This window comes from Anabaena sp. FACHB-1391 (genome assembly GCF_014696755.1).
Classification (GTDB): Bacteria; Cyanobacteriota; Cyanobacteriia; order Cyanobacteriales; family Nostocaceae; genus Dolichospermum; species Dolichospermum planctonicum.
In genome coordinates, this window is record NZ_JACJQS010000016.1 from 17,751 (window position 1) to 41,461 (window position 23,711).

19 protein-coding genes and 1 pseudogene are annotated in these 23,711 nt (G+C 35.1%); 8 read left to right on the forward strand and 12 right to left on the reverse strand.

From position 1 onward, the window contains the following. Positions 1 to 72 precede the first annotated feature (72 nt). From H6F62_RS09690 to H6F62_RS09720, 7 genes are all read right to left on the reverse strand, one after another. Positions 73 to 711, reverse strand: a complete 639-nt coding sequence (locus H6F62_RS09690; protein ID WP_190371914.1) for a Uma2 family endonuclease — start codon at positions 709 to 711, stop codon at positions 73 to 75. Between the two features lie 21 nt (positions 712 to 732). Continuing rightward, positions 733 to 4,029 (reverse strand): helicase-related protein, encoded by a 3,297-nt coding sequence (locus tag H6F62_RS09695; protein WP_190371915.1) that lies wholly within the window; start codon positions 4,027 to 4,029, stop codon positions 733 to 735. A gap of 219 nt (positions 4,030 to 4,248) precedes the next feature. Beyond that, complete coding sequence (locus H6F62_RS09700; protein ID WP_190371916.1) at positions 4,249 to 6,528, reverse strand: dynamin family protein; 2,280 nt, start codon at positions 6,526 to 6,528, stop codon at positions 4,249 to 4,251. A 12-nt stretch (positions 6,529 to 6,540) separates the two neighbouring features. Continuing rightward, positions 6,541 to 7,068 (reverse strand): hypothetical protein, encoded by a 528-nt coding sequence (locus tag H6F62_RS09705; protein ID WP_190371917.1) that lies wholly within the window; start codon positions 7,066 to 7,068, stop codon positions 6,541 to 6,543. A gap of 218 nt (positions 7,069 to 7,286) precedes the next feature. Continuing rightward, entirely contained in the window at positions 7,287 to 8,144 is an 858-nt protein-coding gene (locus H6F62_RS09710) for a hypothetical protein (protein ID WP_190371918.1), read from the reverse strand. Positions 8,145 to 8,188: 44 nt separating this feature from the next. Next, on the reverse strand, positions 8,189 to 10,609 hold the full coding sequence (locus tag H6F62_RS09715) for a dynamin family protein (protein ID WP_190371919.1): 2,421 nt from the start codon (positions 10,607 to 10,609) through the stop codon (positions 8,189 to 8,191). Positions 10,610 to 10,879: 270 nt separating this feature from the next. After that, on the reverse strand, positions 10,880 to 11,230 hold the full coding sequence (locus H6F62_RS09720) for a hypothetical protein (protein ID WP_028090359.1): 351 nt from the start codon (positions 11,228 to 11,230) through the stop codon (positions 10,880 to 10,882). Between the two features lie 231 nt (positions 11,231 to 11,461). Between H6F62_RS09720 and H6F62_RS09725 the strand changes: the two genes are divergently transcribed. Further along, complete coding sequence (locus H6F62_RS09725; protein WP_190371920.1) at positions 11,462 to 12,358, forward strand: cation diffusion facilitator family transporter; 897 nt, start codon at positions 11,462 to 11,464, stop codon at positions 12,356 to 12,358. Positions 12,359 to 12,407: 49 nt separating this feature from the next. Here the strand turns inward: H6F62_RS09725 and H6F62_RS09730 are convergent, their stop codons facing one another. Then, the gene (locus tag H6F62_RS09730) at positions 12,408 to 13,124 is read right to left on the reverse strand and encodes a pirin family protein (RefSeq protein WP_190371921.1); all 717 of its coding nucleotides are present in this window, start codon (positions 13,122 to 13,124) and stop codon (positions 12,408 to 12,410) included. 149 nt (positions 13,125 to 13,273) lie between these two features. Here H6F62_RS09730 and H6F62_RS09735 point away from each other — a divergent pair, with 149 nt between their 5' ends. From H6F62_RS09735 to H6F62_RS09745, 3 genes are all read left to right on the forward strand, one after another. Beyond that, positions 13,274 to 13,687 carry a DCC1-like thiol-disulfide oxidoreductase family protein gene (locus H6F62_RS09735; RefSeq protein WP_137907665.1) on the forward strand — a complete coding sequence of 138 codons (414 nt, stop codon included), beginning with the start codon at positions 13,274 to 13,276 and terminating at the stop codon, positions 13,685 to 13,687. 146 nt (positions 13,688 to 13,833) lie between these two features. Beyond that, complete coding sequence (locus H6F62_RS09740) at positions 13,834 to 14,172, forward strand: killer suppression protein (protein WP_137907646.1); 339 nt, start codon at positions 13,834 to 13,836, stop codon at positions 14,170 to 14,172. Beyond that, complete coding sequence (locus tag H6F62_RS09745) at positions 14,162 to 15,277, forward strand: helix-turn-helix domain-containing protein (protein ID WP_137907645.1); 1,116 nt, start codon at positions 14,162 to 14,164, stop codon at positions 15,275 to 15,277. The genes H6F62_RS09740 and H6F62_RS09745 overlap by 11 nt, the downstream gene beginning before the upstream one ends. A 29-nt stretch (positions 15,278 to 15,306) precedes the next feature. Here H6F62_RS09745 and H6F62_RS09750 read toward each other — a convergent pair whose 3' ends face one another. Beyond that, on the reverse strand, positions 15,307 to 15,735 hold the full coding sequence (locus H6F62_RS09750; protein WP_137907644.1) for a hypothetical protein: 429 nt from the start codon (positions 15,733 to 15,735) through the stop codon (positions 15,307 to 15,309). A gap of 143 nt (positions 15,736 to 15,878) precedes the next feature. On the opposite strand from H6F62_RS09750, the gene psbQ reads away from it, so the two are divergent. Both psbQ and H6F62_RS09760 read left to right on the forward strand, forming a co-directional pair. Further along, positions 15,879 to 16,331, forward strand: coding sequence for a photosystem II protein PsbQ (gene psbQ / locus H6F62_RS09755; protein WP_190371922.1), 453 nt, complete (start codon positions 15,879 to 15,881; stop codon positions 16,329 to 16,331). A 203-nt stretch (positions 16,332 to 16,534) separates the two neighbouring features. After that, positions 16,535 to 17,704, forward strand: a complete 1,170-nt coding sequence (locus H6F62_RS09760; RefSeq protein WP_190371923.1) for an FAD-dependent oxidoreductase — start codon at positions 16,535 to 16,537, stop codon at positions 17,702 to 17,704. Between the two features lie 342 nt (positions 17,705 to 18,046). Here the strand turns inward: H6F62_RS09760 and H6F62_RS09765 are convergent, their stop codons facing one another. Next, positions 18,047 to 19,411, reverse strand: coding sequence for an ATP-binding protein (locus tag H6F62_RS09765; protein ID WP_190371924.1), 1,365 nt, complete (start codon positions 19,409 to 19,411; stop codon positions 18,047 to 18,049). Between the two features lie 242 nt (positions 19,412 to 19,653). Here H6F62_RS09765 and H6F62_RS09770 point away from each other — a divergent pair, with 242 nt between their 5' ends. Both H6F62_RS09770 and H6F62_RS09775 read left to right on the forward strand, forming a co-directional pair. Beyond that, positions 19,654 to 20,703: a hypothetical protein gene (locus tag H6F62_RS09770; RefSeq protein ID WP_190371925.1), complete on the forward strand. Its 1,050-nt coding sequence runs from the start codon at positions 19,654 to 19,656 to the stop codon at positions 20,701 to 20,703. Positions 20,704 to 20,741: 38 nt separating this feature from the next. Beyond that, positions 20,742 to 21,428 carry a hypothetical protein gene (locus H6F62_RS09775; protein ID WP_190371926.1) on the forward strand — a complete coding sequence of 229 codons (687 nt, stop codon included), beginning with the start codon at positions 20,742 to 20,744 and terminating at the stop codon, positions 21,426 to 21,428. A 202-nt stretch (positions 21,429 to 21,630) separates the two neighbouring features. Here H6F62_RS09775 and H6F62_RS09780 read toward each other — a convergent pair. After that, a pseudogene (locus H6F62_RS09780) lies at positions 21,631 to 22,573 on the reverse strand (DUF4351 domain-containing protein). A gap of 36 nt (positions 22,574 to 22,609) precedes the next feature. Continuing rightward, positions 22,610 to 23,539 (reverse strand): DUF4351 domain-containing protein, encoded by a 930-nt coding sequence (locus H6F62_RS09785; protein ID WP_190371927.1) that lies wholly within the window; start codon positions 23,537 to 23,539, stop codon positions 22,610 to 22,612. Positions 23,540 to 23,711: the final 172 nt, after the last annotated feature.

Below are 23,711 nucleotides of genomic sequence, written 5' to 3' on the forward strand. Positions count from 1 at the left end.
TTCATTTCTTAGTTCACGTAGGTAAACTTTGTTTGTGTAGCACCGAATTATATTCGCAGGTTTAATTCTTTCTTATTGCTGTTTTATCCACTGTCGAAACTTCCTTAAAGTAGGACTTCTCCCAAGAATACGACTTTCTTGAACGAATTGAGGAATTATTGGCAAAATTGGTAAATTAGGAAAATTAGGACTAACTTCTGATTCTATATATTTACCATTTTGTAGAATATTAATGTATAATTTATCATCTTCATATCCCCATACTTCAGGAACTGCTAAAGCTAAATAAGCATCTAATTGTGTTTTGGAAGTAACATCAATTTCTATGACTAAATCAGGAGGAGGATCAATAGTTAAATCTATTTTTTGTTTACCAATCATCTGTAGATGATTTTGAATATAAAATGAATCATCTGGTTCTATACCACTATTCATATCTTGACATTTAAAAGTAGTTGAACCAAAACATTCACAATCAATTTCTAACTCCTCTAGGATAATTTTCACTAAATCTCCAATAATAACTTTCGCTACTTCATGCTTAAGTAACGGCATTTTAATTTCTAAATTCCCCTGATAATAAGCTAATCTACTCCCACGATTTTCTCCTAATTCTGTTAATATTTCTTCAAATTCCGGCCAAGAAATTTTGTGTAATATAATTCTATGTCCTGGTGGTACTGTTAATTGTCTTAATTGTATTGTCACCATATTAGAAAAGGGGTAAGATGATTATATAAAAGATTCAGAAATAATTAATACTGGTTTCTCAACTTTTCTTTTTTCTCCTTTTAGGAAATTGGTTGAATCTAGACTATATTTTTCAGCGATTTTATCAAGTTCCAAAATAGCTACATCTAATTTTAACTTTTTCTTTTGTAATTTGTCAACATCCGCAGGTAAATTAGTGTATTTTCCTATATCAATTAACATGATAATTTTCTTAATATTTTCCCTTTGTTTTTCCATAATTTTAGGATGATTAATAATTTGAGACAGGAACTTTTTAGCATTTTGGGCTACACCTCCGAACGCTTCTGGATCTATTTGTGATTGTACTAAGTTATATTCTATCCTTTCAAAATGCTTGATAGCGTTATTGATGTGATCATGATGGTTAGCGATTAATTCTTCAGGTTTTTCGTTTTCATCAGCTTCAAATATTTTAAATGCTTCTAAGGGTGTAATCTCTCTGGGTTGGTTATGACTATCTATCCAATAAAACTCAAATTTTTTATCTGTCTTTAAAAAAGCAATTGTACCATTTTGTAAAGCAGGTTTTTTAATTGCAGTGGAATTTCTACCTACTCTCGATTTTAACGGCATTTTTTGGATTTTCTCAAACCAAGTTTGATGTTTTTTTCTAAAGTTTCTTAAAAAGTACAAAAATCTTAATCTTTCGTCTTGTTCTTCCTGATAATTCCCGCTAAAAAGTTTAACTTCATCTAAAATTTCCTCAGTAGAGAATACTTGATTATCTTCTCCAAATGCAGTATGAAAAGCCTGAATTTTCATCAAAGCAGTTTTGTTTAACTGAATTTGTGAATCTCCCTGTGCTGAGGGATAAAAAACATAGTTATAAATTGCATTGGCCTTTGTCCCAATGCGATTAACTCGGCCAATTCTTTGCATTAACTTAGTTGAGTTCCAAGGTGTATCATAGTGAATAATCACATTAGCACGATGTAAATTTACACCTTCTGCTAAAACCTCTGTAGTCATGATAATACTATAATCATTTACCTGTTTATCCACCGCACAATTAGCATCAAAATTACTAACAATAGTATCATAAAGCTGTTTTCTATTTTCACTAGAAACTACCAAGACATCTTTGCGAAATTTAGCCTTTAAAGCCTGGGACAAATAATCAACAGTATCCTTTGATTCAGAGAATATCACCAATTTACCTTCTAAATTCATCTTTTTATCAAAAAACAGATTATTTAATTTAGTAATAAATACATCTAATTTCGGATCATTTTCAATTGCGTTCCAATCTTCCACTAATTCGCTTAAAATTTCAGCATCTTTCCTTAAACTTTCAATAAAATCAGGTTTAAAATCCGTACTTTTAAAAGTTTGATTTTTAGGATTTTCTTCGCTTAGTCTCTCAATTTCTTTTTCGATTTCTTCCTCACTCCAACCCTTATCTAACAACTTATTAATATTAGTATCAGGAGCTATAAATATTTTATCATTAGCAAACATAGTAATCATTCTCTTAGTTGCTTGTTGAAAATTAGTTAATGATTTTTTAAAAGCATAAAAACTACTTTCCAATCTTTTCACTAATTGGGTTTTCATGATAAATGCTAAAGATTTAGAAACCGTTTCCGCATTTTCATAATACTTACTTTGAATTTCTGGATTTAACCCCGCAATAGCTTGATAACGACTATATGTAAGTTTATATGTCAGTTGTTCCTTACCAGTCAGATAAATCACAGTTTTATGAAATAACTCATTTAATTTTTCATCCATAAGATATTCCACTTTTTGAGGTGGTTTTACTTGAGGAAATATAATTCCTTGCGCTGCTAAATCTAATTTATATTCAATAATATTTTCTAAATCTGTTCTAGTTCTTCTAATAGTAATAGGTTCAATTACCTTACTCCTAATTTCTCCATAAATTGCTCTGAGCTTATCCACATCTAATTCTTCAAATCGTTTCAAACTTTTATACTGTTCCATTAAAGGATTAAAAAAAGCAGTTAAATTTGTAATTGGTAGGGTTGACTGTCTAGCGTCTTGAAACATTTGAATTTGATAATAAATGTCATCTGGACGATTATTTAAAGGTGTCGCAGATATTAAAATTACTTTTTTTTGATTACCGGGAATTAAACCCTGATTTATTCTGGGACTTTTACAAATTAATTGCAAGTTTTGAAAAGCACCAGTTTTATGATGACGAAATTTATGGGCTTCGTCAACTATCACTAAATCATATTCTTCCTTGTTCCAATAATCTTCATGTTGTGTTAATATCTTATCAAGACTACCATTAGTGATAAACTTGGTATATTTGTCAATATTAAAATATTTGCAAGTGTTTTTCCAGTTCTTTTCTACTGCTGGAGGATAAACAACTAATATTTTTGTATTGTTTCTGCCATTTTCCATTAAAAACTTTTTAGCTACCATAACTGCGATTACCGTTTTACCTAATCCCACCACGTCAGCTAAGATAAAGCCATTGTGCTTGATCAACATATTAAAACCTTCATTTACAGCATCAACTTGATAAGAAAGTTTTTTAAAATTTTCCGGTAAATCACCAATAGAATCAGCATCATAACTAATATGATCACCAACATATTCACTAAAATATTCACTCAGTAATTTTATATATAATTCAAAGGGAGTGGTTTCTGCATTCAAATAAGTTTCTTTAGTAATATCTTTAATATCAACTGGTAATATATCAACAGATTCAACCCAAAGTTTCTCAAATTCCGTAGTCGCAAATTGCACATCCTCATATTCCGTTAATTGCACATTAAACTCATAATTATAAAAATTTCCCCCACCCAAACCTGCATCTGTGAGATTAGAAGAACCAGTTATGACCGTAGCTGGTGTATGTTGATTAAATGGTTCAGGACGTAAAATATAAACCTTCGCGTGCATCTTTTTTTCTGGATGTGCTTTGACTTGAATTTTGTTTTGAATTATGTCATCAATAAATTGTAAAATCCCTTGTTCAGTCTCTTGATCATAATTAGCACTTTGAATATCTTTTTGAATTTCCCGAATAAAATCTGCTCTTGTCCTTTCCTCATGTTTAAAAAATTCCAGCCCTGATTTTTGAGCATTAGCCAGCATTTGATCAACATTAATTCCTACTAATATTCTAATCTGGGGAACTTTGTCTAAAAATGGTCTAATCCTAAAATAACCTGATGCTCTAAAATATCCTACCAAAGCATCAAAATATTGAATATGAGGATTATATGTAAACACCCCTGCAAACTTGTTAATTAGGGTATTTTCTTCGCTATTAGTAAAAAATTTTGTTGACATATTAATGTTTTTTGGATATTCTTTCCCCCATTCTCCATAATATTACTTTTTAAAGCTAAGTAGGTGAACGGAAAAAAACCGACATCAGTAACGAAAAGTAAAGTTGCTCAAAACCGTTCGGCTGACGCTCACGGCGAAGCCCCTTCCCAGTTAAGAGTTCCCAGTTAAGAGTTCCCTGTTAAGAGTTCCTTTGTCATAACGACAATTTTTAACGCCCACTTACTTACTTTTTAAAGCAATAGATAATTGTCGTAATCTTTCACTAACTTCTAAATTAGATGCTTGTGATTTTAAATGATTTAAATTATTTGGTATCTCCGCTAATAAAAGCGGATTTCCTTGTAACCATTCATTCAAAGCTACCCCCGTCCAAGTACCTTCCTTTTCTCGAAAACTATCAACTAAACCCTTGAGTTCTTGAATACAATAGGATTCAAAACTAGCAGCGTTAAAAATTGCAAACTTTAAATATTCCTCAAAAGCATTAAGATCATTTTCCACTTCAAAAATTACCGCTTGTTGTGGTATTTCATTATTAATAGCTGCTGTTGCTATTCCTGTTACTGTTCCCGTTATTCCCAATACTTGTTGACGAACTTCTAAGTTAAAAAGTAAATCTGCACCATATTTGACATATCTTTTCAGAAGACTATAAGCAGGTTCTTTACCACTATAATAATTGTCAACAATTTCAATATCTACCCCCAGACCTTTAATGATTTTATTGCGAGTGTCACTATTAACAGGACCTCTAATTAATGCTTCTGCGACAGGCCGCGCAAACCGCAAAAATAAAACACTGAGACTATTTTCCAATTTAGCTAAAAAATAATCTTCTGAATTTTCAATTAACCTAGCTTTTACTTGATCACTTCCCCATAATAAACTTGTCATATATGTAACCAAGTTTAAGGATTCATGTTGTAATTCTAAAGCCAATTGTCTAGCAATATTAGATAAAAGTCTACTTATATCATTATACAAATCCTCTCTCCAAGCAAAGTTAGCTTTCATTCTATCAAATTCAGGATTAGAATTAGCCAAAAAGATAGTATCTTTCTTTTTAAATGTTTCCCCTCGGAGTTTCTGCATTTCCTGATCAACGATTTCCAGATATCCTTCTCGAAACTTCTCTATTTGAGTTAAGGAATTAGCAGTTAAATCTTCTACAGCTTTATTAACAACATAGGTATCATAATATTTTTGTAAATCAGCTTTAATGATTAACCATTTTTGATTCCACCATTCTGCAAATAAAACCCGTTGATTGTTTTCTGCAAATAGCTTGGCCTGTTCAGGATTTTCTGGATGATTTTTACTAACTAAACGATAAATTTCTTCAGATGTGCTAATAATTGTATTTAGAGAAGCTTCACACCGTTTCCTTAAAATAGCGACTCTTTCAGTATTAATATAATCAAAGATTTTCTCCTTAATTATCGGCATACCAGTAGCATCTGTTTTGAGAATTTCCACATCATCAATACCTGTTAATCTCTGCAAATGAGATTGAATAACATGAGTATCTCCTATTTCTAATTTAGTTTGTTCTCCAGCGATATTATTTAATAGCAAATATGCACCAGCAGAACCAGAAACTATTCTATGATTTGGTAAATTTGCCCGTTTTAACCAATCTTGAGCAGCTTCTTGAATGTGGGTTTTCATTGCTTCTGCACTACCTAATGAATCAATGCGACTTAAAAATACAAATAATTTATCAGCAACGGTGACGTTTTTATCTCCCTGTTCTGTAAACTTAATGATTTCTAATTCCTTTTCTCGCAGACTGGTAAAACGCTGTACTAATATCACAGCATCACAATCTGATAACATTTCTTGAGCTTCGTCAACGTGCTTTGCTAAACCAGAATCTAAACCAGGAACATCATAAAATACAATCCCTTCCGCTTGTGCAAGTTTGTTTGTATAAAGTCTCGCTTCTAACACAGCATGAGCATATTTTTCATCTGCTACATACTTTTTTAAAGGTTCTCGAATATCCTCTAATCTCGTAAATGGAAATGTTAGATTTCCTTCTTGTCTCACTTCTTGTAAAGTGATTTCATTGGTGCGAATAGTATTAATATCTTCTTGAGCTTGAGCTTTTTCTAATTCTTTGAGTAAGTTGATAAATTCAGCTTCTGTCTTTGCTTGTACTTCTAATCTTTGTTCTGATTCATGTTCAACCGAATAAATTTGTGTGGTAGTAAATGTACATCTTCCTCCCTTCGCTGGAAGTAAGTCACATTCTAACCAAGCATTCACAAAAGTGCTTTTCCCGGCTTTTTCTAACCCGACTACTGCAATGCGAAATTCCCGTTTTTTGAGTCTTTCCAGTTGACGACGTGCGGGTTGTGCTTCTTGTAATAGGATTTGTTTTAATTTAGGGGGAACTTCTGCTTGAGGTAAGTTGGCTAAATTAACCGCGTGTCTTTGGATGTTTAAAGCGTCGGTTAAACGGGTTTCATAGTAGGAAGATGCTGTTTTCCAATCCATTGTAGATACTCCTTAAATAATGCGGTTAAAATTTTCTAAACCAGATACAGATAGATATTTCAGACAAGCTATTTTTCTCACCACACCTTGTCCATTAGCAGGAAGATTTCTCTTTAAAATGTATGGAACTTTTTTTCCCATGATTCCTGGTGCATCAGCAATATTAATTCTGATGTAAACTTCTCTTTGTTCACTTACATTCGTCATATTTTCCTCAGTTAATTCTAGCTGATTTTGTATCATATCTGCTTCTGCTGGTTCTATACAGAGAAAATATGCAGAATTATCTATTAATTTTTCTAAATCAGAGATATCAATAGGATAATTTTCTCTTATATTTCCTCCCAATACCGAGGCTGGTACAACCAAACACAAGGATACAGGTGATACAGTTTGAGGATTTTTTTGTGGTGGTGAAAATTTACCTGATGGTATAGTTTTAGAACTTTGTGGTTGCTGAAGATATATAAGATAAGCAGCAAATCCTACAATTAAACATCCTGCAACAATCATCAGTAATGGGAGATCATTATTTTCCATATATTTACTCAAATCCGGTAAGTTGTTAGGGGGTTGTTTTTGATCATTTGACGTACTCACAAAAAGACTCAAGAGGTTATCTCTTAATAATGCTTTACTAACAATACCAAATGATGAGCAAATTTTTGTCGCCGATTCTTGTAGAACTATTGAATATATCACTTAACCTAAGACTCCTTTTTTTCATTTTTTATGTCGGGATAACGGGATAAATTTCTTCAAAAAATGCGGTTAAATTCGTCTAAACCAGATACAGATAAATATTTAAGACAAGCTATTTTTCTCACCACACCTATTCCATTAGCAGGAAGATATCTCTTTAAAATATATGGAAATTTTTTTCCGATGATTTCTTCTGCATCAGCAATATTAATTCTGATGTAAACTTCTCTTTGTTCACTTACATTCGTAATATTTTCCTCAGTTAATTCTAGCTGATTTTGTATAGTATCTGCTTGTGCTGGTTCTATACAGAGAAAATATGCAGAATTATCTATTAATTTTCCTATCTCAGAGATATTAATGGGATAATTTTCTTTGATATTTCCGCCTAATACCGAAGCCGGTACGACCAAACACAAGGATTGAGGATTTTTTTGTGGTGGTGAAGAGTTACCTAATGGTATATTTGATGGTATATTTGATGGTATATTTTTAGGGCTTTGTTGTGCTTTTCTGAGAAATGAAAGACAAGCAGAAACTCCTACAATTAAACATCCGATCACAACAATTTGAAATAGCTTGAGATCATTATTTTCATATTTACTCAAATCCAGTAAGTTGTTAAAGACTTCTTGGAACTGTGCTGTGATCTGTTGTTTTTTACCATTTGGCGTACTCACAAAAATATCAATGATGTCAGATAATATAGATAAGTCCTCTTCTACCGATGCTTTATCACTAATATTTGATAATGAGAGAATTTCTTGGGCATTTTCTGGAACTATTAAATGTATTACTGTAAAGAGAATTCCTTTTTTATGACCGTTTATGTGGGGATAAACTTTTTCAAAAACTTGTTCATAAAGGGTCTTTAAGTTTTGACCTGGGGAGGATACTAGTTTTTTGTTGCTCATATCATTGTATTTTTGGATGGATAGATCTTATTTTACTTACAAGATTAGTTCTTGAATTTCCAGGAAGTTTCTAAACCAGAAAATTCTGCTGATAGATTTTGAGCTTTTGCTTGCATAGGTAGCCAAACATCTTTTTGTTTTTCATAATCTAAGGTAATTTCTTGGTTAGCTCTATCCAGTTTTTCTTGATAACGATCAAGAATATCATTCTGAATATTATTTACATTTTTTTTTAGAACGTCAATTTGTTCTAACAACCAACGCGCAATTTGATTTACTATTTTAATTTGTTCACCTTGTGATTGGATAATCCAACCTGCTAGTAAGTCTTCCACACTAGGTACTTGAGCATTATCACTAGAACGGGTTTCATATTGGGTTTCATAAAAAGTATGTTCCCAAAGCCATAATGTGTACCAATCTCTTCGCTTTTTTTCAATCTTTATTGCTTCTAGCCATGTTCCTTGTGTAATCGCAAATCCTGCTGTAAACTGAAAATTGAATGTTAGTTGATGATCAACTTGATTGAGTTGATAATCAGAAAACTTGATAGATATATCAGGTGCAATTGTATTTAATCCATCTTCAGTATAAGACAAATGGTGACGAAATAGTTGAGATACAGCTTCATAAATCCTATTTAATTCTTGGGTAGAAATTTGCTTTAATACATCCTCTATGACAATATTGAGGTGGATAGCTAATTCATTCAGTTCTTCATTGATTTTTTGAAGTTGATTTTTCTCTTCCTCTGTCTTTGCTTCCATTGTTTTACCTTCTTTAGCAACGGCAGCAGTATAACCCAAGTTGACTAAATGATTTAAGTTTCTGGATAGTAAATTTACATCTGAAATATTTGCCTTTTTCAAATTTGGATTGTTTAAGTCTATCTTACCAGTTTCTAAAGACTTGGCTACCGCTTCTAATACTTCCTGAAGTCCTTTTCTTAACGCATCACGCCATCCAAACAGGGGAGATAATTTTTCTCCCAATTCTTTATATGGTGCTACATTTTGCAATTCCGCAATTGCCTTTTTGATATGATTTACAGCATCATCTTTTAATTCCTCTTTTAATTCCTCTGCTAGAACTTGCTTAACTTTTGTATCTAATTTTTCAAAAGGTTTTCTTAAATTTGTATCGCTAATTTTCAGAAAACGCTCAATTGATGATCTAATCTGTGATATCTTTTCACATTCTTCTTGATACCGTTCCTCCGAACTATTAAGAATAGCATTTGTTGTCTGTGTTGCCCATTCCGCGATCGCATTTCCAGCAGCTATATTAAAACGTTCTATAATTTGGGGAATTACTAACTGGGGAAAATGTTTATTAATATGTTCCCTGAGATTTTCCTGAAATTCCTCACCATAGGATTTGTCCCATAATGCTTCAGCAACTCTATTTTTATCGTGTCTATTCCATTTTTGTGTATTACGTGGCAAATCTTCTAAAATATCTTCAATTAAGCCATTAAAATGATTATCGGCTTTTTTACAAGCTTCAGCACTGTAAAAATCATCTTGGTTTTGAATTTGCAAAGCTAACAAAGCAGGCCATGTACTCAGTTTAACTACTTTTAAATTTTCAATATCTTCTGTATATTCCTTTAATTGCTCAGTTAATTCATTTTTAATATCACGAATAGCTTTTTCTACAAACCGATTTTCTGATTCTGGCCAGCTTCTATCGGCTCGAAAAACATCAATCCTATTCAGTGCAAAAAGCATCCGCGCTGGAGAACCACCTAAATCTTTTACCTGCTGTACTACCTCTTGCAATAAACTTTTTACCTTCTGAGAATCTGTCTCAGCACTATTATAAGTAACTATACACAAAGCCTCTCGACATTGTTTAATCACATTAGCATTACCCTGATCACCCACATAAGCTAAACCAGGTAAATCAAGTATTCTTACTCTTGTTGCTTTTGGTAATTGTAATTGAGATTCTTTTAACAGTCGAAAAGGATAAGTAATTGTAGATTGGGGACAGGCTAAATTAGGTTGGGTTTCTCTATTTTCGATATAACCTATCATTGCTTGATAAAGACGTTGATAAATTTTATCGTCACTAATGCCTCTCCATTCTCCACATTCCCATAACGCCCCTGGTGTTTCATGAATGATCAGAGATTTTTCTTGACTATACTCAATGGTCACTGCACCAGCGCTCATTTCACTAACTGCAACCGGGACAATTTCCGCACCACATAGCAAATTAACCAGAGTGCTTTTACCACTGCTGGTAGTTCCCGTTGTGGCCAGGGTGAGAGTAGGATTTTGTAGTTCGTAGACTAATTGATTTAATGCTGTTTCTAATTTATCGGTAAGTTCTTGTATTTCCGGTTGATAACTCTCCGGTAGGTGCTGGGATATTTCTGTATGAAAGTTATCCCAATATTGAGCTAGTAGTTTGGCTTTAGACTCGATTTCTGCAAATACTTTGTATACTGAGTTGCTCATATTGCCAAATCCATACTTGGTAACTTTGGGTGTTGTCTGGTTGAAAATCCTATTACATAGTATATACATAGAATGTTTCATAAAGCAAGTCCAAGCAAAAAATAGCTTAGTAACAATAGCTCCACCGGAATTTGGTGACAAGTTTAGTCAGGGGTGCTAACTTATCTGGTGATCTCATTCCCATACTCTGTATGAGAGTGAGATATACGCACATTTAATTTTCACCAGATGTTTATTGGCAAAAATTCCCCTTCTTCCCTACTACCTAATTTAAAACTGCTCTAAATACTGATTAAGATCCTCAATAACGCGGGTAAGTTCCGCCTCTGTTGTCAACCGAATACCTAAATTGCGAATTGTTAACAAAACTTTAGCCGCAAAGGGAGTAGGCCAGATATTAGGATTACAAAATATCTCCACAAATACATCCCCAGTATAACGATACTCCAGGGAGGGTTGGGGGCTAACTTTACCTGTACCTGGGGTGGTTTTAGCAGCAACAGCTTTGAGGCTTTTCATTAATTCATTGATTTCTGCTTTTAATTCTTGCGCTGCTTGGGGTGAAAAACTGAAGGAAACAGAACCTTCTACTAGATTTAGTGTTAAAGGTACAAAAGACATAAGCTACTTATTAAAAATAATTCGTAATTATCCATATTACCTCAAGATGCTCCCAGATACCCAACTTCTCAAAGAAGTTGAGAATCTTTTTGTGTAATAAAGATATTAATTCTTAATTAGCAAATTTTGACCTATTTCCTGGATATTTATTCCTAGAAATAAATACCTATTGTTGTACAGTAAGAGAATAAATTCTCTATTCTTTTTTCCACAAATCACAATTATAAATATATGACTTACGATAACCGCACTGAAGTTAGGAAAGTTTTAATTATCACTCTCCTGCTGAATGTATTCGTCATGGGTTTAAAAGTCGTTGTAGGTTATTGGACAGGTTCTTTAAGTTTACTAGCGGATGCTTTACATAGTGTGACAGATAGTGCTAATAATGTCTTAGGATTAGTTGCTATTAAGTTTTCTTCACCATTACCAGACCGAGAGCATCCTTATGGACACAATAAATTTGAAGCAGTGGGGGCTTTAGGTATCGCTGCATTTTTAGGTATAGCCTGTTTTGAAATTGTCCAAGGTGCAGTAGAAAGAATTATCAAAGGTGGTGAACCTGTGAGAGTATCACCTATAGAACTGTGGTTATTACTGATTGTGTTAGGAGTAAATATTTTTGTCGCCTTTTATGAGCGCAATGTCGGGAGAAGAGTAGGTAGTTCCATTTTAGTCGCTGATGCTACCCATACCATGAGTGATGTGTGGGTAACAATCTCCGTTATTGGTGGTTTAATTGGGGTTTGGTTGGGTTATCAGTTGTTAGATGTCCTACTGGCTTTCCCAGTGGCTTTACTGGTATTTTGGAGTGGTTGGTCAGTTTTAAAAGAAAATTTACCTTGGCTGGTAGACCAAATGGCGATCGCTCCAGAAATAATTCATACAATTGCAGTTTCCGTACCTGGTGTCATTAACTGTCATGATATCGCCACCCGTGGTGTCATCGGTCGTCAAGTATTTATAGAAATGCACTTAATTGTAGATGCACGCGATGTAGAGACTGCTCATATTATCACCGAAGAAGTAGAAAGACAACTAGAAAAACGTTTCAGTCCAGTCAGGATTTTAATTCATGTTGAACCACCCGCATATCAGTCTGAGCGCATAACCTTTGAATCTGAATAAACACTGTTTTCGGTTTAACTTTTGACTTTCGCCGATACTAGTCTGTATTTTAACCTAAATCAAACAGTAATATTTCCCCATTTGAATTACTGCTAATTGTTAATTTTTCTTCTCCTGTAATTTCTACACCATCTCCTGCTTTTAATTCATGATTATTAAAAACTACTTCACCTTTAGCTATTTGTAACCAAGCATAACGATGATTTTGAACGTGATAATTTACCACCTCACCTGGTGCTAAAATTCCCGCATATAAGGATAAGTCTTGGTGAATAATTACAGCCCCATCTCGTCCATCTTCAGCCGCAATTAACCGCAGTTTTCCCCGCTTTTCTTCTATAGGAAAAGCTTTTTGTGCATATCTAGGTTTTAGTCCTTGCTGATTTGGTAAAATCCAGATTTGCAGTAAATGTAATTCTTCTGTTTGAGAAGGATTAAATTCACTGTGCATAATTCCCGTTCCCGCACTCATAACCTGTGCTTCACCAGGAAGAATTACCGCACCTGTGCCTAAACTATCCTTATGTTCAACAGCACCGGATAAAACATAAGTAAGAATTTCCATATCCTTATGTCCATGAGTGGGAAATCCTGCACCAGCAGCAATGCGATCATCATTAATTACTCGCAAAGAACGGAATCCCATCCGCTTGGGATCATAAAAACTGCTAAAAGAAAATGTATGATAACTATTGAGCCAGTCAATATGATAATGTCCACGGGCATCGCCATCATGAATTACATAATTAATGGTATTTTGAGTCATGATTCCACCTTACTATTAATAGTTAGTTGTTTGTACCAGATAATAAATATTTTTCATCTGTTTATATAGTAAAGTAGTTACAGGTAAATTCCCAAATACACACTAAAAAGTAAGATACTTACCAAAAATATACTATGGCTAATAATTTTATGAACTACTACGTGATCTATGATGGCAACTGTAATCTTTGTGTAACTTTAGTCCAATTGTTGGAAACTTTAGACCAAGGGAAACTGTTTCGCTACGTTTCTATGCAAGATGAAGAGACATTATGCCAATGGGGAATTACTTCAATAGATTGTCAACAGGGGATGATTTTAATTGATAGTAATGCCACAGAGAAACGTTGGCAAGGTAGTAATGCTGCTGAGGAAATTGGACGACTATTGCCTTTGGGTAGTATATTTGTGGATGCGTATCGGGCGTTACCGGGGATGAAATGGGCAGGGGATAGGTTTTATGAACAAATTCGGGATCATCGTTATACATTGTTTGGGAAGCGTTCTCAAACCTATCAATCAGTATACTGTCTAGATGGTAGTTGCAAAGCTGATCATGAGTAATTTTGAGTCAGACTTTAATTTAGTACATGAGTTCTATTATGTAAGAATTTAAACCTCTTTTCTGGGCTATTGCCGTTATTTTTGCATTTAAAGCCTAAAATATATTTAACCTTAAAGGTTAACAATATTTATGAAAAATTGGTATAATGGATATTGTATTCGAGAATAGCAAATTTGAAGAAGAGTGCAATAACCAACGCCTTTTAGTCAAAAATCATGGTGCAGATCGAGCAAAACGCATCCAAAAACGGCTCAATTCCTTACTTTACGCCAACGTACTAGAGGATATGCGAAATGTTCCTGGACGTTGCCACGAATTAGTTCATGATCGAGCAGGTCAATTAGCGCTTGACTTGGATCATCCATACAGACTCATCTTTGAACCTGCAAATCACCCAATTCCCACCAAATTAGATGGTGGTCTCGACTGGAATCAAGTAACTACCGTAAAAATAATCGGCGTGGAGAATTATCATGGAAAGTAAGATCCAAAATCGGTACAATCCAGATTACGTTTCACCTCCGGGGGATACCCTGTTGGAAGTGCTGGAAGATAGGGGTATGACCCAAGCAGAACTGGCTGAACGGACAGGAAGACCAAAAAAAACAATTAATGAAATTATTAAGGGTAAAGCCGCAATTACCCCAGAAACAGCATTGCAACTAGAACGGGTATTCAATATCCCAGCCAGTTTTTGGAACAATCACGAACGACATTACCGGGAATTTTTAGCACAAAAGGAAGAAAAAAAGCGTTTAGCAAAACAAGTACCCTGGCTGAAAGAAATTCCTGTCACAGCTATGATTAAATCTGGCTGGATTCGCCGCTGTGGGGATAAAGTAGAGCAACTGCGGGAAGTGTTAAATTTTTTCGCCGTCGCCTCCCCTGAACAATGGGAGGGTATATGGTTGAATCATCATATAAATTTTCGTCAATCTCAAGCATTTCAAAGCGACCCTAAAGCTGTATCTGCTTGGTTACGTCGGGGAGAAATCGAAGCATCGGCAATTGTTTGCGCTCCTTACAATGCCAATAAGTTTAAAGAGACACTACAAAAAATCCGTACTCTCACATTAGAACCACCAGAAATTTTCCAAGCAAAATTAATACAATTATGCGCAGAAGCTGGTGTAGCTGTGGTTTTTCTGCCAGAACTTCCGAAAATGCGAACTAGTGGTGCAACTCATTGGTTGAATGCTGACAAAGCCCTTATTCAACTCAGTTTGCGGTATAAAACTGATGATCATTTGTGGTTTACATTCTTCCATGAAGCTGGTCATATTTTACTACATGGTAAGCGGGATTTCTTTCTTGAGGGAACAGGTATTATCTCCGTTGAGGATCAAGAAAAAGAGCAGGAAGCTAACAAATTCTCTGCGGATATACTCATTCCTCCTGGAGATTTACAACGATTTCTGGACTCAGTTTCACAAATTAGTAAAACCAATATTATCCAGTTTGCTAATGAGATTGATATTGCACCGGGAATTGTCGTTGGTAGACTTCAACATGATCAAGTTTTACCCTCTAATCACTGTAATGATTTAAAGCAAAGGTGGGAATGGGCGTTAGATCAACAGAAAAACTAAAGAAAAACTAATTATTTTTACTGTTATTTTTACTGACTCGGCCGATTAAACACCTCTAAAATTTGCCGACAAACCTGTTTGAGTTTTTCCCCAACAACAGCCAAAGGTACAGAATCACCGATAAAACTCCAGGTTTCCACCGTAGAAAGTCGCCAAACTTCACCACGATGGTCAAATCCAGCCGCTTCCACACCAATGGCGCGACGGTGATCAGTGATGGGATCTTGATAAAATCGAATTTGAATTAAAATACTGCGACAGCGCCAAGATTTGCTGACACCTGGGAAGTGAAAACCGATGTCAATGGAATCTGGATCTACTAATTCTCTGGTTTCCAGGTCATTATGCCAGGGTTTGAGATCAGATTTGACATCAGGAAATTCGTATTTAAACAAATTGACCACCGTAGCAATTTTGCTGGCAAATTCGACGTTTGTGGCTTGTTCGGCTGCGTTCACTCAATAATCTCCTATATTCGGTTAGCCTGGAGGGAAGATGAAGATAAAGACAGAAAAACCTAAGTTAATTGTAACGGTTGATTACATAGCGATCTAAAATAACACTGTTCATCGGCAACCAAAGAAAAAATTAATTTCCATTTATGGTGCGTCAACGTTCTATTTTCTCACTGATTTTCGTATTATTAGCAACATTCCTGATTGGTTGTGGTGGTCCTAGTGTTGCTACTTTACCACCATCTTATACAGCAGCGGAAGTTGCTAAAATTCAGGAGTATGTTCCGGGAATTAAAGCGGTAATTGATCGCCAAGGGGAACTGAAAAGCTTGATTTCTGAGGGTGAATGGATAAAAGTCGGCAATTTTATCCATGGACCGATGACGGAAGCTAAGTTAAATATGACTTATGTAGTCCCCAATTTGGCACAGCAGAACCAGGGAAAGGCAAGACAAATCATTAAAGATTTGTTGAATGACTTAGTAAAAATAGACCAATCTGCTACCGTTGGCAATACCAGTCAGGCTTTGAGTAATTACAAACAAGCTTTTGCGGATATTGACAAGTTCTTAGAACTAGTTCCCGAAAAAAGTAGCTAAAGGAAAAGGCCACAGGCAACAGGTAGGAGGAAACAGGGAATAGGGTAAAGAATAATAAATATATATAATTTATTATAATTCTCCCTCTACTCCCTGCTTCCTGCCTGCTTTCGAGTCTTGAATCACAAAATGCTAGGGTGATGGAGTGATAGGGTGGAGAGGAAGACTTTTCATTCTTCACCCCTGACTCAAGTGCGAAAACCATGAATGTAGTAATTATCGGTTGTGGTGTGGTTGGGGCGGCGATCGCCTATGAACTGAGCCAAGTTAAAGGTTTAAATATCACTGTTTTTGAGCAAAAACAACCGGCACAAGGTTCTACTAGCGCCGCCCTCGGTGTATTAATGGGTGTAATTAGCAGTAAAACTAAGGGTATTGCTTGGCGAATGCGAGAAAGTAGTATCCAACGCTATGGAACTTTGATTCCTGAATTAGAAGCAATTACGGGGCGGAAAATCCCCTGTAACCGGCAAGGAATCGTCATGTTGTTATCGGAAAATTTAGAGCGTCCCCTAGAAAGTGGCGTTGAGGTACTTTCAGAATGGGAACAATTGCGGGAAATTCGTCAATCCCAAGGTTGGCAATTACAAGTTTGGGATCAAGAACAACTCGGAAAATATTGCCCCCAGGTTAATTATCCCCAAAGTATTGGGGCTGTCTATTCTCCCCAAGATCTACAATTAAATGCTACAGCTTTAACTTTAGCTTTAGTAGATGCCGCCCAACGCAATGGGGTAAATTTTCAATTTGGTGTGTCTGTTACGGGTACAGAAACCCCACCTCCTCCCCCCCCAACACCCTTACACATCAAAAAAGCATTGGCAGAAGCACACAAATGTAATTTTATTGAAACTACACAGGGTAAAGTCACCGCTGATTGGTTTATCATGTCTGCGGGTTTGGGTTCAACGGCTTTAACTGCAAAATTAGATCAGATGGTAAATATCCGTCCGGTACTGGGACAAGCTTTATATCTAAGTTTAGGACGGACTTTAGGAAATCCTGATTTTCAACCGGTGATTACTGGTAATGATGTGCATATTGTCCCCATGGGCAATGGTGATTATTGGGTTGGTGCAACGGTAGAATTTCCTAATGATCAAGACCAAATACCGCCAAATCAAGAATTATTAGATGCTGTTAGACAACAAGCGATCGCTTTTACCCCAGATTTAGCCGCCGCTAAGGTTCTCCGCACTTGGTCGGGACTGCGTCCCCGTCCTGAAGGACGACCAGCACCAGTTATTGATAAGTTACCGGGTTTTACTAATGTTCTTCTGGCTACGGGACACTATCGCAATGGTGTTTTACTCGCCCCAGCCACAGCCACAGCCATTCGAGAAATGATTTTACCCCAAGATTCTCATTCTTAAATTTTCCTATATTCCTAGTCCATCAGACCCCGGATTTCTTCAAGAAGTCTGGGATCTGATGTATGGCGATTTCTATAATTAAATACAATTACTGCAAGATAGTTCTTCCTTGTCAGAATCCATTATACCAAATTCCCCAGCACAAGTCAATACCTTTAACTCTTAAAATGCGAAATTTTTTCTTTTTCATGAATAGGAATGATTAAAATCTTGTGGTCTGGGCATCTTGGCCGCCAAAGTTGCTAGCATTCCCACGAAAAAGAACAAAAGTAGGCGTAATTCATGAATTACCCTTGGTAAAAATAAGGTTTGTAGGCACATCTTACCTAAGTCCCAATCTACTTATTTAAGAAGTGATTTGACATATTCCCTAAAAATAGGAGACAAATGAAACAGAGTTTTATCTGCCTTGGTTTTGATGATGAGATAGCGTTGTTGTAGAGATTGTAGTCCATTAATAAATTCAATAGATGATAAATTTAGGGACTGTTTTAAACTTTCTCGAACCACGGGGTTTTCAGTTTTGCTTAGTTCTAAAACGAGTTGCTTTTCCACAGATGACAATCGATCAAATAATTGTTTAAACTGCCTTTTCATCTGACTAGTAATGATTAACTTATTATCAGCTAAAAATTCAGCAATATTCGCATCAAAACAGTCTTTTATTAAAGCAGCAATATCTTTTAAGTATTGGGGATTACCTTGATATAACTTAATCAGATTCAGCCAATTATCTTCATCTTTTAACCCCATATTTTCCAGAATTTCTCTGTTATTTATTCCTAACAATTCCAGGCATTGAAAGGGGTACAATTCTTTGTCTAAGCATTGCATTTCTGGACATTTTTCCTGACTGATTAAAATGATCTGGCTTTGATGATAGGTTTCCCTGATTGCTTGGAAAAATGTTTGATAGTTGCGATATTCCGGTCGGTATTCGCCAGCCAATTCACCAGGTATAAAAAGATTTTGCACATCATCTATAACAATTAAGCATTTTTGATGCTGGAAAAGATCCAAGAGTTGTTGAAATTGTTCATGTAATGTTTCCTGGAGTTGCTGTTTGCAGCATTTCAACAAATCACTAATCAGTAAATCAAGACTTTTAGGAAAAGTTAAGTTTCTCCAAATAATGATTTCAAAATGTTGATAATTCAGGTCAATTAATTTTTTTACTAGGGTAGTTTTACCAATACCAGGTAGGCCTAAAACTGAAATGAGACGGCTATTTTGCTTGAGTAGCCAACAGCAAAGGATTTCTAGTTCAGATTCTCGGTTGTAAAACTCGAAGATTTGAGGCGCGGTGCTTAAATCGTGATAAGTTAGTTCTTGCTCATTTCTTTGGCATTTATGATTTGCCGCATAGGGATAGTTGCAAATATTAAAACTATTATTACTTTGATTATTATTACTTTGATGATGATTTTGTATAATAACTGGTGATTCAGTGAGTCTAAATCTTTCAATCGTAGAACAAAAATTAGATTTTTTTATATCCTCACTCAAGACAGATGATAAAAGTTGCCAGAGTTCTGCCCCCACATCACTTACATAATTCTTATTAAAATTGCACTGCTGGGCAATATCATCATAGGTTTGTCTTTGCCATGTTCCCACCACCACAGCCCTTTGCACATCATCCAGATGTTTTCCTGTGTGTTCAACTACCAGCCGATCTACAAATTGTAAAATTTCGTTTACATTCATGAAAACTATACATACTAAGGGTTGTAAGTATTGTAGCAAAAGTTGACCCGATTTTTTCTAATTTTTTCCGTTTTTTTTCTTCTAAAATTATTTCACAAAAGAGACGTTTAAATCCGTATTTTTCTGGGTTGTTAAAATTCACAATTAAAGTAAAAGTATAAAGTATCAAATAAAAATTCCCTATCTGCACTAAAACAACAATGAGTCACGTCAATTTTTACCTCCTGCAAAGGTTGGGAACTATGACCACCTTGTTTTGTTGCCTGATTCCGGGCTTGGCTTTAGCTCAGAGTTATTCTAGCGATGGGTATAATATTGAAGCCTTAGCCCAAACCAACCAATCAGACCCAAACATAATCCAGCCTGGGAATCTATCTATTTCTGATGATACCTCAGTTTTACCTGTTTTCTCTAACATTGAGACACAAACAACAAAAAATGATTCAGTTCCCACGGTGTTGGCTCAGAAAAATGTTGTGAATGATGAAAATACCTTACCTGGCAAAACAACAACACCAGCAGTCTCCCCGACTCCAGGAGAACTGGATAGGCAAATTCAAGACTTACAGAAACGGCTACAGGTCTTAGAGAACAACATTCCTGAGTTTATTTGGACTTCTTCCCCTGGTGATAGTTTTGACGTACCGAGCGCCTATGGTGCTTCTTTTGGAAATATGGGCATTGGCGCTGGTTTTCAGAGTCGGACTCGTTTTACCCAGACTGCTGATGGTGGTATGGGGATAACTTTTGGTTTAGGTGATCCCGATCATACCATTGGTTTTGATGTCGGTATTAATATCAACGATTTAGGTATTAATAGCAATCAAACCTTTGGTGAGAGGGGTAGTTTTTCCTTTAAGTTGCATCGGGTTTTACCGGGGAATTTTAGGGCTGCTGTAGGGCTGGAAAATTCTTTAGTTTGGGGTGCTACTGATACCGATACTAGTCTTTATGGCGTTGTCAGCAAGGTTGTAAAACTCAAGCAGAGCAAGTTTGACCCCCTTAGTCGGCTGTATCTTAATGCTGGGCTTGGTAATGGACGGTTTCGCACGGAGAGTCAAATTTTTAATAATACTGATTCCGTGGGTGTTTTTGGTAGTGCTGGTTTGAGGGTAATTGACCAGATGAATGTTTTTACTGAATGGACTGGTCAGGATTTAAATGTAGGGCTGTCTATCGCACCTTTTGCGAATATACCCATTGTAATTACTCCTGCGGCTATTGACATCACGGGTAGTGCGGGAGACGGTGTGAGACTTGGTATTAGCATAGGCTACGGATTTCAATTTTAAAATTGGCAACTTTTGTAATTCATAAAAAGGTGATGATCATGAAATTTTCTTTCCGGGAACAAAAAATTAATTTTACAATGGTTTTATTTCTAAGTCCATTATTTGCTACTACTCTTTTGGGTAAGCCTGTACTAGCAGGGAAAACATCTCAATCGGATAAAATTGTTGATGTTAAACCTATTCCTATTCCTATTCCTATCATCGGTCCTATATTGGAGAATATATTTAAAACTGTTAATATTTTGGTTAGCAACACAAATTTCAATGCCAATTACAATACCGGGCAACCAAAAACCCTGAAACCGGAAAGTGCTAAATCTAAATTTGGTTTTAGGGAAGCTGCTGTTCAATTGCTGAAAGGACAATCAATTATGGCATTACAAAGAGGTAAAGCAGTTAAGAGGATAGAGAATAATATGATTCCACTTGATACTTTTACTAAAGATTTTGAACAGGTGGCAGATGTTTTGTCTATTTTGATATCACCCAATAAAGAGGTAACTATAACTGAGATTAATAATCTGACGAAGGCGGTTAATAATTTAAGAAAATCTACATATATTGTAGGAGAGGATATGAAAAATATTTCTAAACAAGTTTCCTCTGAAGAAGACTTAATTGCTGTAAAAGATATGGTAAAATCTATTGAAACAGCAACGCTTTTATTAGAAAATCTCACTCCTCAACTTAACCAGATTCGCTTGGCAATTTCCACAAGTGATTAGACTAGACTATCTAATTCTTTTTTGAGATTGTCAATAAATTACAGCAGATTACCATAAGGTTGAGGTACAATTTTAACAGGCAAGACTTGTACTGAGTTTGTCCGTTGTATGCCCGCACCACAATGTTTTTATCATTAATATCTGTACCTCAGAATATGGGCAACTGCTGTAATAAGTCAAGTACAGTTTTATAAATTTTAACTTAATCATGCTTATCTAACCAATTTTGTAGATCTTCCACAGTATCTAAATCAAATATTGCTTCTGCTAACACTTCAATTACCTCGATATTTAAACTTTTCACCCGGTTTTCTAATTCCATATCAATATTTCCTACTTTTCTCTTGATTTGACGGACAATTAAATCTTTTTCCTTGACAATTGCTTCTTGACGACCTTGTTCAATACCTTGTTCAATACCTTGTTCCATCCAACTAGTAACTATCTGCATAACTTCCTCCTTTTCCGCTGGTATTAATGAACCTATTTCTGCTTTAAATGTCTGTTCTTCTATTTTATTCAGTCGCAAATATGTGTCAATAAATCCTGATATCAATTGCATTTTTGCCGGATTTAATTTTAGGGTTACTAACAACCTTAAACACTCTGCTTTTACCTTTGCTCTATCTGCTGGTGCTATATTCATTTTTGACATTAAAGCAGATGCAACTGGATTTTGACGATTTAAAAAGTCTCTCCAATTTAGCTGATTTAGTTGTATGACTTGATAATTAAATTTTAGCACTTCTAAATCAGGAAAGCTGATTTGATAGTTATTTATGGCTAAGGTTTTGGGAGAAGAATATGAAAAAATGACTATCGGATAAAATTGGTAAGTCAAATTTTTCATGTAATCTGGAAAAATAACGGAACATTCTTTGATTAAATTTCGGTTTTGCTCCTGATTCGGCTTCAATATGAATGAGAAAGTAAGAAGGTTTACCTAAAAATTGGACTTTGGCTATTAAGTCGGTTTCATATTTGTCTCCTGCGGTAACATCTGTAAATAATTCTTTGTCTAATAATGACACTGAGTTGGTATCTAGATATTTAAGAACTTGGGGAAAGAATAGTTCTATAAATTCTATGAAAAATGTGGATATCAGTTCTTTAAATAAGCGGTCATGGTCTATTTTTTCGCTCATGTTTTTGTCATATCATGGTTATTGGTATATTTTAACTTAATCATGCTTATCTAACCAATTTTGTAGATCTTCCACAGTATCTAAATCAAATATTGCTTCTGCTAACACTTCAATTACCTCGATATTTAAACTTTTCACCCGGTTTTCTAATTCAGTATCAATATTTCCTACTTTTCTCTTGATTTGACGGACAATTAAATCTTTTTCCTTGACAATTGCTTCTTGACGACCTTGTTCAATACCTTGTTCCATCCAACTAGTAACTATCTGCATAACTTCCTCCTTTTCCGCTGGTATTAATGAACCTATTTCTGCTTTAAATGTCTGTTCTTCTATTTTATTCAGTCGCAAATATGTGTCAATAAATCCTGATATCAATTGCATTTTTGCCGGATTTAATTTTAGGGTTACTAACAACCTTAAACACTCTGCTTTTACCTTTGCTCTATCTGCTGGTGCTATATTCATTTTTGACATTAAAGCAGATGCAACTGGATTTTGACGATTTAAAAAGTCTCTCCAATTTAGCTGATTTAGTTGTATGACTTGATAATTAAATTTTAGCACTTCTAAATCAGGAAAGCTGATTTGATAGTTATTTATGGCTAAGGTTTTGGGAGAAGAATATGAAAAAATGACTATCGGATAAATTGGTAAGTCAAATTTTTCATGTAATCTGGAAAAATAACGGAACATTCTTTGATTAAATTTCGGTTTTGCTCCTGATTCGGCTTCAATATGAATGAGAAAGTAAGAAGGTTTACCTAAAAATCGGACTTTGGCTATTAAGTCGGTTTCATATTTGTCTCCTGCGGTAACATCTGTAAATAATTCTTTGTCTAATAATGACACTGAGTTGGTATCTAGATATTTAAGAACTTGGGGAAAGAATAGTTCTATAAATTCTATGAAAAATGTGGATATCAGTTCTTTAAATAAGCGGTCATGGTCTATTTTTTCGCTCATGTTTTTGTCATATAGATTCCTTTGTAAAATACAGCAGTTTTCCTGACTTCTCCGTATCCTCTCTGTCTAAAGTGGTTCTTTTTTCTATAGCTGAGGATACTTATTACTAAATAAAACACTTTGAAAGTTACGGTTTACCAGATCAATGGACTGCTAGAGTCGGATAAGCTGG